Origin of the sequence: Maribacter polysiphoniae, assembly GCF_003148665.1 — a bacterium.
GTDB lineage: Bacteria > Bacteroidota > Bacteroidia > Flavobacteriales > Flavobacteriaceae > Maribacter_A > Maribacter_A polysiphoniae.
This window is the reverse complement of sequence record NZ_QGGQ01000011.1, coordinates 54,112-67,849: the sequence shown is the minus strand read 5'-3', so window position 1 is coordinate 67,849 and position 13,738 is coordinate 54,112. Positions and strand designations below refer to the sequence as shown.

At 40.0% G+C, this 13,738-nt stretch carries 10 protein-coding genes; 9 read left to right on the top strand and 1 reads right to left on the bottom strand.

Features of this window, described 5'->3' with window-relative positions; translation table 11 throughout:
- The first annotated feature begins 434 nt into the window (after positions 1-434).
- From LX92_RS18150 to LX92_RS18125, 6 genes are all read left to right on the top strand, one after another.
- Positions 435-1,316: an SDR family oxidoreductase gene (locus tag LX92_RS18150; RefSeq protein WP_211315894.1), complete on the top strand. Its 882-nt coding sequence runs from the start codon at positions 435-437 to the stop codon at positions 1,314-1,316.
- Positions 1,317-1,421: 105 nt separating this feature from the next.
- A complete protein-coding gene (locus tag LX92_RS18145) occupies positions 1,422-2,057 on the top strand; it encodes a CatB-related O-acetyltransferase (RefSeq protein WP_109653669.1) in 636 nt (211 codons plus the stop codon).
- Between the two features lie 408 nt (positions 2,058-2,465).
- Positions 2,466-3,326 carry a glucose-1-phosphate thymidylyltransferase RfbA gene (rfbA, locus tag LX92_RS18140; protein ID WP_109653667.1) on the top strand — a complete coding sequence of 287 codons (861 nt, stop codon included), beginning with the start codon at positions 2,466-2,468 and terminating at the stop codon, positions 3,324-3,326.
- 4 nt (positions 3,327-3,330) lie between these two features.
- The gene (gene rfbC, locus LX92_RS18135) at positions 3,331-3,891 is read left to right on the top strand and encodes a dTDP-4-dehydrorhamnose 3,5-epimerase (RefSeq protein WP_109653664.1); all 561 of its coding nucleotides are present in this window, start codon (positions 3,331-3,333) and stop codon (positions 3,889-3,891) included.
- Positions 3,892-3,901: 10 nt separating this feature from the next.
- A complete protein-coding gene (rfbD, locus tag LX92_RS18130) occupies positions 3,902-4,777 on the top strand; it encodes a dTDP-4-dehydrorhamnose reductase (protein ID WP_109653662.1) in 876 nt (291 codons plus the stop codon).
- Between the two features lie 374 nt (positions 4,778-5,151).
- A complete protein-coding gene (locus LX92_RS18125; RefSeq protein WP_244915947.1) occupies positions 5,152-5,982 on the top strand; it encodes a DMT family transporter in 831 nt (276 codons plus the stop codon).
- Between the two features lie 34 nt (positions 5,983-6,016).
- On the opposite strand, the gene LX92_RS18120 is transcribed toward LX92_RS18125, so the two are convergent.
- Positions 6,017-9,808 carry a beta-galactosidase small subunit-related protein gene (locus tag LX92_RS18120; RefSeq protein ID WP_109653658.1) on the bottom strand — a complete coding sequence of 1,264 codons (3,792 nt, stop codon included), beginning with the start codon at positions 9,806-9,808 and terminating at the stop codon, positions 6,017-6,019.
- A gap of 450 nt (positions 9,809-10,258) precedes the next feature.
- On the opposite strand from LX92_RS18120, the gene LX92_RS18115 reads away from it, so the two are divergent.
- From LX92_RS18115 to LX92_RS18105, 3 genes are all read left to right on the top strand, one after another.
- Positions 10,259-10,984 (top strand): NUDIX hydrolase, encoded by a 726-nt coding sequence (locus LX92_RS18115; RefSeq protein ID WP_109653656.1) that lies wholly within the window; start codon positions 10,259-10,261, stop codon positions 10,982-10,984.
- 48 nt (positions 10,985-11,032) lie between these two features.
- Positions 11,033-11,908 carry a sugar phosphate isomerase/epimerase family protein gene (locus LX92_RS18110; protein ID WP_109653654.1) on the top strand — a complete coding sequence of 292 codons (876 nt, stop codon included), beginning with the start codon at positions 11,033-11,035 and terminating at the stop codon, positions 11,906-11,908.
- A 198-nt stretch (positions 11,909-12,106) separates the two neighbouring features.
- Complete coding sequence (locus LX92_RS18105) at positions 12,107-13,723, top strand: carboxylesterase/lipase family protein (protein WP_109653652.1); 1,617 nt, start codon at positions 12,107-12,109, stop codon at positions 13,721-13,723.
- Positions 13,724-13,738 lie beyond the last annotated feature (15 nt).

Here is a 13,738-nt window from a genome sequence, read left to right as displayed (position 1 = left end):
TAATTTACCTGAACAGAAACCTATAAAAGTTCGGATGATCACAAAAGGGTTCTATATTTCAAATTGCTTCATACTTTCATGAAATTTGGTATTTTTAAACTAAATTTTCTCCCCCCGGGAAAGTAACCCTATGCTGTCTTGTGAAAACCCCTTAATACATTTAAGAACCTTGGCGAATCCTGAAAAAGTCTTTATTAGGGGACATTTGCTAGATGCGGGCAAACTTTTGCTGTTTCAGGAGAAGGCCTATAAAAGAAACAATTATTTGGCCACCCTGGTAAGAATGGGAGAGGGACTTTGGTTACGGTAAATAATGGCCCTTCCAAGAGGTTCGGTTTCATAATCCAGAACGACCAAATGCTATTTGACGAATAGATTTGTGTCATGATTTTTTAATAATGACAATGGTCATATCATTTAATAAATACGAGGAAATGAAGGCAGATAACTTAAAAACCAAAGTCTTATTGGCAGGAGCTACGGGGTATCTCGGAAGGCATATTGCCAAAGAACTTGAATTACGCAATATTTCAACCAGAATACTGGTTCGTAATACAGGGAAAGCAAAGGGACTCAGTTCTGAATCGGCTACGGTAATACAAGCGGAAGTTACCAAGCCAGAAACTTTGAAAGGGCTATTTAGCGGAGTGGATACTGTGATTTCAACAGTGGGAATCACTCGGCAAAAAGACGGATTGACCTATTGGGACGTTGATTACCAGGTCAATGTGAATTTATTGAAAGAAGCTATGGCCTCAGGGGTAAGCAAGTTCATTTACGTATCGGTTTTGAACGGAAACCTTCATAGAAACCTTAAAATAATGGAAGCCAAGGAATCTTTTGTAGATGAACTGGTAGCCTCGGGACTGCAGTATACGATCGTTAGGCCCAACGGCTTTTTTTCCGATATGAAAGATTTTTTGGAGATGGCCCGAAAAGGAAAGGTGTACCTCTTTGGAAATGGTGAACAAAAGTTCAATCCCATTCACGGGAAAGATCTGGCCATTGCCTGTGTAGATGCGATTGAAAACGAAAATATCGAAATCAATATCGGCGGACCGGATATCATGACCCAGAATGAGGTTGCCGAAATGGCCCTTTTGGCGAGTGGCAATCCCATCAATATCATTCATTTACCCCATTGGTTAAGGCGATTGATTATTTGGACCTTACGAACGTTTACTTCCTCAAAGACTTATGGTCCTATCGAGTTCTTCCTTACCCTAATGGCCGAAGATGCCATTGCACCAAGATATGGCAGCCATCGTTTGTCCACTTTCTTTCAGAAAGAAATGGATACCCTAAAAAAGAAATAACAATAAAGGCACAGAGGCATTACGTGATGAATGATGGATTCTTTTTAAATTAGGCAAATAATCTATTTCCAAAATCCAATCAGCACTTTAATCCTTGTATAGGCTATGAGTATTCCAGACAAAAACAACCCATTTCCATTAGAAGGTTACAACCGTCTTTGCTTCTTGAAAAACTGTATTAAAAACCCAAATATCAGTGTAGGTGATTACACCTATTATGATGATTTTGAAGATGTTGTTAATTTCGAAAAGAATGTTAAGTATCATTTCGATTTTATCGGTGATAAATTGTTGATCGGTAAGTTCTGCATGATAGCTTCCGGTACAACCTTTATAATGAACGGGGCCAATCATTTGACCGATGCCATCTCGTCTTACCCGTTTGCCATCTTTGGAGCGGATTGGAAAGATGCGATGGAAGGAAAATCTTACCCATCAAAAGGGGACACCGTTATTGGCAATGATGTTTGGATAGGGTACAACGCCACGATTATGCCTGGAGTACAAATCGGGGATGGGGCCATAATAGGGAGTAATGCCACTGTTACCTCGGATGTGGAACCATATGCCATAGTTGGGGGAAATCCTGCAAGGTTGATTCGGAAACGATTCTCGGATACCGAAATCGAGAAATTATTGAAACTAAGTTGGTGGGACTGGCCGATTGGGAAAATCACCAATAATCTACAGGCTTTAACGGGTAATCGATTTCAAGAGCTAATTAAAAGTAGCAATAACTAGGGTCACAAATATACTTTGTTTGGTAACAACTGCCATAAAAACAACCCTATGATTATACGTAATATCGATTTTCGAAATCAATGATTCACTAATGCGATAAGTTGACACTAAATATCCAAATACCTATGCCTAATAAATTTTAATTGTTTAATTTTTACTTTTGGATTTTTAATGGGATACATTAAGCGATACGTGTTATTTTTGTTGAGGTGACTATATAATGATTATGAAGCTGAAGCGTACCTTTTCAAAGGTACAATTGTGGCCCTAAATAATCGTTGCAAAGAATATAGGATAGAGTAAAAGGGTATTAAATCGGGAAATCCCTCCCTTACTTTGGATTATTAGACTGATGATATTTTAAAACATTTATGGGCCAATGTCCCCAAAACATCAGAATAAACGGTTATGAAAGGAATAATTTTAGCGGGTGGTTCCGGCACAAGATTACATCCATGTACTTTGGCGGTAAGCAAACAATTGATGCCGGTTTATAATAAGCCAATGATATATTATCCGCTGTCCACTTTGATAGGGTCGGGTATTTCGGAAATATTGATTATTTCAACACCGTATGACCTTCCTATGTTCAAAAAACTTTTGGGTGATGGTAGTCGATATGGGTGTACGTTTGAATATGCCATACAACCAGAACCTAACGGTTTGGCCGAAGCCTTTATCATTGGTGAAAAATTCATAGGCAAGGATAAGGTGGCCTTGATACTTGGCGATAATATTTTCTATGGTTCCGGATTAGAAAAGCTTTTACAGGCCAATAAAGACCCAGATGGGGGTATTATCTATGCCTATCATGTTACTGACCCCGAAAGATATGGGGTAGTTGAATTTGATGGGGATAATAAGGTTATATCTATTGAGGAAAAGCCTAAAAATCCTAAATCGAGCTATGCCGTACCGGGAATATATTTTTATGACAATGATGTTGTAGCAATAGCAAAGAGTATTAAACCAAGTGCCCGTGGTGAAATCGAAATTACCGATGTCAATAAGGAATACCTAAAACGGGGGAATCTTCAAGTAAGTATTTTGGATAGGGGTACAGCTTGGCTGGATACCGGCACGTTTAATTCATTAATGCAGGCGGCGCAATTTGTGCAGGTTATCGAGGAAAGACAAGGGCTTAAAGTAGGAGCTATTGAGGTAGCAGCCTACAAGATGGGTTTCATTACAAAGAAACAATATGAAAAACTTACAATACCTTTGGATGAAGGTGGTTCTAGTAAGACATTATTAGATTCCCTAACTTAGCCATATGAATATAAAAAAAACGAGTATAGAGGGTTGTTATACCATCACGCCAAACGTTTTTAACGATGGGCGGGGTTATTTTTTTGAAAGTTATAATCATAGAAAATTTACGGCGGCAATTGGAGAAGACGTAAACTTTATACAGGACAATCAATCTTTTTCAACACGGTGTGTTTTAAGGGGGCTGCATTTTCAAAAAGGTGAATTTGCCCAAGCTAAATTAGTACGGGTTATCCAAGGAAAAGTACTCGATGTAACCGTAGATATTAGACCTGATTCTGTATCGTATGGGGTAGTGTTCGCTATGGAGTTATCCGATAAAAACAATACCCAAATATTTATGCCGAGGGGATGTGCCCATGGCTTTGTCACCCTAAGTGAATCTGCGATATTCTCATACAAATGTGACAACTATTATAAGAAAGATTCCGAGGCCGGGATACTATATAATGATCCATTTTTTAATATTGATTGGAAATTCCCAGAGAAGGAACTTATCATTTCGGAAAAAGACCTGGTTTTGCCTACTTTTAAGGAATTGACGGAAGACATCATTAAATCTTAAGCCGGTTTCTATGCTAAAAATATTGGTAACAGGTGGTAATGGCCAATTGGCGAACTGTATTAAAGAGGTATCCTCCCAACACTTGGATACCTTGACTTTTATATATAAATCATCCAAAGAATTGGATATCACCGATAAAGTTGCCGTTTTCAAGGAGTTTGAGGGGGGAGGCTATCATTTTTGCGTCAATACCGCGGCTTACACAAATGTCGATGGTGCGGAAAATGATCAAGGTAAAGCGGATTTGGTAAACCGAGTTGGCCCTAAAAATATAGCGGAAGCTTGTAAAAAAAACGATGTGGTCTTGGTTCACATTTCTACGGATTTTGTTTTTGATGGAGGTCAGAGTACGCCGAATACGGAACAAGCAGTAACGAATCCATTAGGGGTTTACGGCAGTTCAAAGTTAAAAGGGGAACAGGCGGTTGTATCCAAGTGTAAAAAATATTTTGTCATTCGAACTTCTTGGTTGTATTCAGAATATGGTTCCAATTTCATGAAATCAATGTTGAAATATGGTAGGGAAAGAGAGAGCCTTTCCGTCGTCTATGACCAGATCGGAACACCGACATATGCGAAGGACCTTGCGGAAGTGATATTGTTGTTTGTTTTGAATAGAATTGATGATTATGGGATATATCACTATAGTAATGAAGGCGTAGCGAGCTGGTACGACTTTGCTAAGGCCATTTTCGATATCAATGACGTTGTTGTCCAGCTATTGCCAATACGTACGGAAGCTTATCCTCTTCCAGCTAAAAGACCGAGTTTTAGCGTGCTCGATAAATCCAAGATTAAAAATGTGCTTCAAATTGAAATACCCTATTGGAGGGATAGTTTGAAAAGAGCCTGTGATGATCTTGGGCACCCATATCAAGAGCAATAAAAAAATATATTACTGGTTGCCAAGCGGAATGGTTTTTTTAGGGGCCATAGATTGGTTGTTCCATAAAATCAAGGTTTTGGGGTTGCCATTAAGATGATTCTTCATTGTTTTTTATTTTTATTTGACCCTAGAAAGATGCTTTTTTATGGATATCCCTTTGGACAAGATTGTCTTTTTGTCAAACAACATCTGTCTTTATTAAAATATATAAGATATAGTAATGGGATTTTATCATAATTCCAAAACAACCGAAATAGTACATTCAAGTGGGGAATTAACCGTAATTTTGAACCTTCATTTCCTTAAAGATCAGTTTATTTTAGCCAATAATATCCAAGGTATGGATTAGGCTGATATAGCCTAAAACATGACTAGTGAAAAAAGCTATCCTTTATATGATTATCAGTACCTTTTCATTCACCTTAATGAATTCGGTAGTAAAGTATCTGGCTAGTTTTCCGACTTTTGAGATTGTCTTTTTTAGATCTTTGGGGTCGTTTGTTTTGGGGACCACCTATATCTTATGGAAAGGTCTTGATATATGGGGAAACAAAAGGACCTTAATGTTGGTAAGGTCTATTATAGGATTGACCGCTATGAGTCTTTTCTTTATGTCCCTTAAATACTTAACTGTGGGTACGGCCGTATCCTTGCGGTATCTGTCCCCTATATTCGCTACCTTTTTTGCTGTTTTATTATTGAAGGAAAAACTGAAGCCAGTTCAATGGCCCTTGTTTTTTATGGCCTTTTTTGGGGTCCTGGTCCTTAAGGGATTTGATGGGGCTGTAGATAATACGGGACTTGCTTTAATATTGGCTGCCTCGGTATTTAGCGGATTGGTATATGTGGCCATCCGTAGGATAGGGAAAAGTGATTCACCCATAATCATCGTAAATTATTTCATGTTCGTGGGAACTGTAATCGGGGGTATCCTAAGTATGTTCGATTGGAAAAATCCTGTAGGTAACGATTGGTGGTTGTTTTTAAGTTTAGGGATATTTGGGTTTTTCGGACAGATCTTTATGACCAAGGCATTTCAAGTTGCTAAAACCAACTTGGTGGCCCCATTAAAGTATATTGAGGTTATCTTTACGATAACCGTAGGCATTTTGTGGTTCGGGGATGTCTATACCATATGGAGCTTGTTGGGTATTCTTATGATTATCGGCGCCTTGGTGGCCAATGTCTTCGTTGCCAAGGAATGATTTAAAATGGGCATGGGTTCATTTCCACAAACCTCTAGAATGGTTTTATTTTTAGTTGATAATGGCCGCTTATAGCTTTTTCCCTGTAATTCTGTAATTGTCTTATGGCGGTACCACCAACTCCCGATACTTTGCGGTCAATGTTCAAAATAGTAAATGGGGCCTCCTTTAATTGATAGGTGTAAACGGCACGTGAAAGATTATCGGTATCGTATTTGTGCAGACTGAAATTCAATGGTGTATCACCGGAAATCCAAAGTCCCTTACCTTGTTTATTGCTAACCTTTAACCATCGAACATCGGTACGATTGCCATAATCCTGGGGTAGTAGGTAGGGTTCATACATATCATCCACATTGGAACTGTAAATTCCGAACTTCGCACCTGTCTTTCTATCCGGATAGGTTTCAAAAGGTCCCTTGCCATACCAGGAAACTTGATTGAATTCCTTGGGCAATTGAAATTGGAGCCCTTCTTTCGGAAGTATTTCCGGCATGGTACCGTGGGGGGTTATTTCTTGGTTTAATTCCAAGGTCCCATCGGGATATATCGTCCATGTTTCATCGCGTTCAAAGGCAGATAGATCATTACTGACCAGCATCATTATTCGAGGATCCAAAGACGAACTAGACCATACCTTTGTTTTTATTTTAACCTCTTGGGCATTCTTGGAAACACGCACCGTATCCACAAGGTTACGCATGTCCCGAAGACCTAAAGTCCGTAACTGGTTGTCTATGGAACGCCCATACCCTGTTGTCATTTTATTACTGTTGTATTTATAGGCACCCCAAGGGTCAACGTCATTTGCGAGTGGTGCACGCCATATCTTAAATTCCGGACCTCCCTCTAAATATTCGGTACCTTGATATAATATGGATTTCCATTTACCCGCTTCCTTATTGTAAACGTAGGTGAAGTCCTTGTTGAAAATCGTTAGGTCCGATGCGGTTTCCTTAATCTGTAAGCTATTCCCAAAAGGTATTTCGGTGAATGGTGCACTCGCTTTTTCCAAGATGAATTGTTCCCAGGCCACCTCGTAATTCTCAGAAGCCCAATCGACCTTTTCCTTTAAGGAGAATCCGATAGTCAAAATCCGTTCCCCTTGGCTTGATTTTGTTTTGTAGGGGATATTGACTTCCATGGATTGCTGTGCCGGTAGATCTAATGGGAGGATGCCATTTTCAATTTCCCTACCATCTTCTTGAAGCGACCAATACCCATTCAATTGGTTCAGGTTTTTAAAATGATGGTAATTTGTGATCTTTACAAGTCCTTCCTTACTATCGACCATTTCAAAACCAATCGGCTGCCCTGATTTTTTGATTTGATGTATCTCTGGTTGTATCGTACGGTCTGGCCAAATGACCCCATAGGTTCTTCCACCCAAACCAACGGCATAAAAGTCCTCACCCTTGCTGTCCGTATCAAAATCGAGTGCTAAAACAGCATCGTCAACCTTGCTTTTCAAGTCGGTAAGGGTTACCGCATGGTCAAAAACCCGAACGTCGTCCAAGACCATACTTGACATACGTCCACTTAATTCCCCTTGGTCTTGTTTTTCAGCTTCCCTACCTAAGCATAAAGGAAAGGCTGTTGTTGATATATTTCCAGTAAATTCGGTTGTTGCCACTACGGTATCATCTAAATATAATTTCAATCTTTGGCCATCATATATTCCGGCAATATGGTGCCAATTCCCATAGAAATTGGGTCCAACCTTCACTTTTGCCGAAATCCTATCGTTGATCAGGTAGTTGTCTGCACTTTTGGAATTGATATAAAACTCCAAAGTTTCGGGATCTTGCATTTGAATCCCGTATTGTTCCTTCCCTTTACCCAAAAAGATATTCGGTTGTGGAATTTTCGATGGTTTTATCCAGAACCCTATGGAAAGGGCATTTCCCGTGATATCAAGGGATGGGTCACGGTAAAACTCCACCCAATCGTCATGTCCTGTGAATTGAAGTCCCCTACCATGCTTTCCTTCAACAAAAGTGGGTCTTCCCATAATTTGTCCGTCATTCTTCTTGGGTGATTTATCGGGTAATGTCCAACGGGGAGTTTTAATTCCGGGACTTACAAAATCCCAGATCGCACCGCCCATAGAGCGTGGGGAACGTCGTATTATTTCCCAATATTCATCCAATCCACCCAAACTGTTTCCGGTTGCGGCCAAATATTCATCCATGAAGGAGGAACGTATATCGCCTTTGGGCAACATATCACCTTTGACAATATGACGTAATCCAAGGGGGATGTAATATCGGGGTCCGACAATATCCTCAAATGGAATATAGAAAGTGTTCCCTCCATACATCCAAGCGGGCCTGCTTGGGTCTATTTCTTTTCCGGTTTCAATAACGGCTTTTATGTTTTCCCCACTTCCGGATTCATTGCCGGCACTCCACATGATTACAGACGGGTGGTTACGGTCGCGATAAACCAATTTCCTTGTTCTGTCCTTGTACATTTCAGTCCATTTGGGGTCTTCGGATAATTGAAGGTTGCTATGGGCTTCATCACCTACTTCGTCAACCACGTAAATACCCAATTCATCGGCAAGGTCCAAATATTCCGGGGTAGGGGGGTAATGGCAGGTTCTTACGCAGTTCATATTGAACTGTTTCATGATCTCAAGATCCTTCCTAAGGGTTGCCAACGGTACGGCCTGCCCTTTTTCAGGGTGGTGCATATGACTATTGATTCCGTTCAATTTAATAGGAACTCCATTGACTGTTAGTATTTTGTTGTCGTACTCCACTTCGCGGAAACCTATTTTTTGTGAAAAAGCCTCAAGGATAGTCCCAGCTTCATCCTTTAATCGAATTAAGATCGTATAGCGATTTGGCATTTCTGCGGACCATTTTTTGGGATTACGCACCTGTATGGCGATATTGACCTTTTCGGAGGAATGCGAATGTACATTCAAGAGACCGGATTCGGCCTTTCTTCCTAGGATGGAGTTGTTATTGTCATCGAATACATCAAAATCAAAAAGCATCTTTCTGTTCCGGTTTTCTTCATTGCCGATAACAGCCGACACGCTAAGGGTGGCATTTTTGTAGGTATCATCCAAATCAGTAACGATATAATGGTCCTTGATCATGGTCTTGGGTTGTGCATATAGTTTTACATCCCTGAAAATACCGGATAAACGCCACATATCCTGGTTTTCCAAATAAGACCCGTCACTGAATCGTATAACTTGAACGGCCAACGTATTTTCTCCTATTTCAAGGAATGGTGAAATGTCAAATTCAGCTGGTTCAAACCCCCCTTGGTTATATCCTACACGTTTTCCATTCAACCAAACATAAGTTGCGGATTTAACTCCCTCAAATCGTAATTTCACACTCTTGCCTTCCCATGATTCGGGAATGGTAATGGAGCGGCGATAACACCCGACCGGATTGTAATAATCGGGAATGTTCGGAGGGTTACTTTCAAAGGTTAGGCTTATGTTCCTGAATTTTGGGTGGCCATAGCCTTCCATTTGCCAGTTGCTAGGTACTTGTATTTTGTCCCACTCCTCGGTATTGAATGCGGGTTCCCAAAATCGATTGGGCACTTCATTGGGGGTTTCTACCCATTTAAAATCCCATTGACCGTTCAGTAATTGGTAATTGCCATTTTGGGAAGGGTCGTTCGTTAAAGCCTCGGTCTCAGTGTCAAAGGGAATGTGAAAGGCATGGGGCGCTGTTTGGCCTTTTTCAAAAATACCGGGGTCTTGCCAATCATTTGGGTTAAAATCGATGTCTTGGGAAATTGCCAACGTCGGGATAACAAAAAGAAAGATGATTGAAAATGATGTGATTTTATGCATTTCGATATAGGGTTGGTCTGGATTGATATTTCTCTAAATCTAACTAAAATGTTCCAAAGGTGTTGTCTTTAAAAACGGAAAACATATTGTTCAAAGTGGATATTTCCCGGTAAAACTTTAAGAATTAACCCTGCCAAAGAAAAACCATTATTGAAAATAACGCCTTCTTGCCGATTTATCCTTGTTCGGAGGATTAAAGATATCACTTTTTTGATTGCATTTTCAATCTCATTTAATTGGAATATACAATAACGGGAACATTATATTTTTGAATGGGAATAGTTGAGGAAGGTATGTTTTGAAGGTGGTTCCCCTACATTCTTCCAAGTTGATCAAATCGGGTTTGTCCAAAAAAATAAGTGGTATTTGTTCCTTGTTAATCTTCATTGTCTCAAATTGTTACAATAATGCTTTGTTTTCTTGCTTTTTTGTCTTTATTTTGATACAAGCATGGTTAATAACACAAAAAAAACAATCGATCATATTGAAAGTGAGGATTTTATCCCGAACCTTTCATACGATTCGGTTATTTTCGGTTTCAATGGCAAACAGCTCAAGATCTTGATTTTGGAATATCACAATACAGGACTTTTTGCTTTACCGGGTGGATTTGTGAAACGTGATGAGAGTTTGGATGATGCTGCGGAAAGAGGGGTAAGGGAACGTACCGGCCTCGATCAGATTTATTTGGAACAGTTCTATACTTTCGGAAGCATGACCCGCTCCGATCCCCAAGCCATGGAACGTATCTTGGATGAGAATGGAATGGATAGGCAAAAGTATAAATGGATGTTGGATCGATTTCTTTCTGTGTCTTATTATGCATTGATCAATTATGATGAGGTGACTCCCAGACCGGATGCTTTTTCTGACAACATCAATTGGTATCCTATAGACGAATTACCATCCTTAATGATGGATCATGGGCAGATTGTAAAAAAAGCGTTAGAGGTGCTGCGTGATAACCTTGATAAAAAGTTGATAGGCATGAACCTATTACCCACCAAGTTTACCATGAAGCAATTGCAACAGGTTTATGAAGCTATTTTAGGGGAGAATTTACGAAGAACAACTTTTCAACGGCGAATTTTGGGTATGGACATCTTAGAACGCCATGAAAAATTATTTCAGGGAAAGGCCCATAAAGCCCCTTATTTATATAGCTTTAAATCATAGAATAACGAAATAACAGGAATCTTTATAACTATCAAAACAAATACAAAAATGAAAAAATCAATAATCAACAGTTCAATTAAGGGGATGCTACTTGCCTTTATGCTTATAGGTGTTTTTACCACCTATGCACAAGATAAATTTGGAGGATTGGCCTTGTATACCGTTCGTGATGCCATGGGTGATAATGCCAAGGAAACCCTAAAGGCTGTTGCCGATGCTGGATATAAAAATATAGAGGCTGCCGGCTATTCCGATGGCAAATTTTATAATATGACACCTTTGGAATTCAAAGCTTACCTCAAGGAACTCGGGCTTAACCCCATTAGTACCCACCAAGGTTCGGTTACATTGGACAATGCCGATGCGATGATGGCCGATGTAAAGGCAGCGGGCTTCAAGTATTTTGTGGTTCCTGTTCCCCCTATGGGCCTTTTTAAGGTTGATAAGGAAACGAGGTCCATGGGTATGAAAGGTGGTGCGGAAAATTTAGCCAATATCCTAACAACATTGGGTAAAAAAGCTAAGAAAGCCGGACTTAAATTACTCTATCATAACCACGATTTTGAGTATAAAAAAGATGTTGATGGTATAATCCCAATTGAATATTTACTGGAAAATTGCGATCCTAAATATGTGAACTTCCAAATGGACCTTTATTGGGTAACAAAAGCAGGTGCCGATCCAGTAGCGTATTTTAAAAAATATCCTAAAAGATTTAAAATGTGGCACGTAAAGGATATGGATGATCAAGGAAGATTTGCCCCTGTAGGTACCGGTCATCTTGATTTGGCAAGGATATTGGCCAACAAGAAATTATCAGGTATGAAATACTATATGGTAGAGCAGGATAAGACTTTCAATATGGAGCCACTTGAAGCCATTAAGGTAAGTCATGAGGGATTGAGGAAAATAGGTTTTAAATAGAAATCGAGTTAAACCCTTTTGTGTACCATCCGAATTACGGATACTGTTTTTGGACCAACCATTCAGGACTATTTGCTAAAGAGCAAAAACCACTTTGGAATTAAATGATTTGGCAAAACAATCGAACCCCGATTGAGTGCCTATGGTGCTCATTTGAAATGGGATATTTAAAGAAGTTAAACATTCAAAAGTTAAACAATGAAAGATTTAATCTTAAAGGTTTGCGTCACTGGATTACTATTTACATTTTTCAATAGTTTCGGACAAGAAGTGATCACAGGGGAAAAGGTGGCGGTAACGAATACCGAATCCGGCAAAGTACGGGGATACATAGAAAAAGGGGTCTTTATTTATAAGGGAATTCCTTATGCAAAGGCAAAACGATTCGAACCCGCGACAAAGCCTGATGCTTGGGAAGGGGTTCGTAGTTCCACGGTTTATGGTCCGGTAGCCCCCTTAATTACACCGACCAGTTTTGTTCAGGACGAATCTGAATTTGTATTTGACCACGATTGGGGCTATACCAACGAAGATTGTCTCAATCTAAATGTATGGACCCCAAACATCAACGATGGTAAAAAAAGACCGGTAATGTTTTGGATTCATGGAGGGGCGTTTACAGCAGGTTCAAGCCATGAGCTTCCTTCCTATGACGGTTTGAATCTTAGTAAAAACGGCGATGTGGTAGTGGTTTCGATCAACCATCGTTTGAATGTGCTAGGGTTCTTGGATTTGTCGGCCTACGGTGAAAAATATAAGCATTCGGCCAACAATAGTATTTTGGATATCAAATTTGCGTTGGAATGGGTTAGGGATAATATTTCAAACTTTGGAGGTGACCCCGATAATATCACCATTTTTGGACAGTCTGGTGGAGGAGCGAAAGTAAATACATTGATGGCAATGCCAAAGGCCAAAGGGCTTTTCCATAAAGCCATCAATCAGAGTGGTTCTTTTCGACTCTCAGTCTTAAGAAAAGAGGATACCCAGGCCATAACCATGGAGACCTTGTCAAATCTAGGTATTGATGCCTCACAGGTAGATAGTCTCCAAAGCATCCCTTTTGACATTTTGGCCGAAGCGAGTACCCAAGCCTTAAAAAGCGTTGAAGAAAAAATGAGGTCCGCAGGAAAACCCATAGTTGGTTTTGGTCTTAGTTGGGGCCCTAGTGTAGATGGTGAGGATTTACCTTATCAATTAGGGTCAGATGAGGCACTTGCGATATCGAAGGACATTCCTTTACTGATTGGCACCGCAAAAAATGAATTTGCACCCTTTGCCAATATGCGCTTCGTCGGGGCATCCGATGAAGCTATACTAAGCTATATTAAAGCGACGTATAAGGATAACGCCGATAAGTACATAAAGGCAGTGAAGAAGGCATATCCTAATGATACGGAGGCCAAGGATTTATTGGATGTGGACACCATGTTCAGACCCGGTGCCGTTGTGCAGGCAAATGAAAAGTCGGCACTGGAAGGTGGGGCTCCTGTTTATATGTATCTGTTTACATGGCAATCCCCTGTTTTTGATGGGAAATACAAGGCACTCCATTGTATGGATCTACCTTTTGTTTTTGATAATGTTTCCTTGGCCAACCAGATGACAGGAGGTGGTAAGGATGCCCAGGCTTTAGCAAAAAAAATGAATCAAGCATGGATTAATTTCGCCAAGACGGGAAATCCCAATCACAAAGGTTTACCCCAATGGCCAGAATACAATAGGGAAAATACGGCCACCATGCATTTCAATACCACTTGTGAGGTGAAACCTCAATTGGATAAGGAATTATTTGAACTTGTTCAACAAAACTAATAGGAGGCCTAAAAC

What these genes read in the sequence shown, in the direction of transcription:
- rfbC (WP_109653664.1), top strand. Translation starts at nt 3,331, where the DNA reads ATGAATATAAAAAAAACGAGTATAGAGGGTTGTTATACCATCACGCCA.
- LX92_RS18110 (WP_109653654.1), top strand. Translation starts at nt 11,033, where the DNA reads ATGAAAAAATCAATAATCAACAGTTCAATTAAGGGGATGCTACTTGCC.
- LX92_RS18105 (WP_109653652.1), top strand. Translation starts at nt 12,107, where the DNA reads ATGAAAGATTTAATCTTAAAGGTTTGCGTCACTGGATTACTATTTACA.
- LX92_RS18115 (WP_109653656.1), top strand. Translation starts at nt 10,259, where the DNA reads ATGGTTAATAACACAAAAAAAACAATCGATCATATTGAAAGTGAGGAT.
- rfbA (WP_109653667.1), top strand. Translation starts at nt 2,466, where the DNA reads ATGAAAGGAATAATTTTAGCGGGTGGTTCCGGCACAAGATTACATCCA.
- LX92_RS18145 (WP_109653669.1), top strand. Translation starts at nt 1,422, where the DNA reads ATGAGTATTCCAGACAAAAACAACCCATTTCCATTAGAAGGTTACAAC.
- LX92_RS18120 (WP_109653658.1), bottom strand. Translation starts at nt 9,808, where the DNA reads ATGCATAAAATCACATCATTTTCAATCATCTTTCTTTTTGTTATCCCG.
- LX92_RS18150 (WP_211315894.1), top strand. Translation starts at nt 435, where the DNA reads ATGAAGGCAGATAACTTAAAAACCAAAGTCTTATTGGCAGGAGCTACG.
- rfbD (WP_109653662.1), top strand. Translation starts at nt 3,902, where the DNA reads ATGCTAAAAATATTGGTAACAGGTGGTAATGGCCAATTGGCGAACTGT.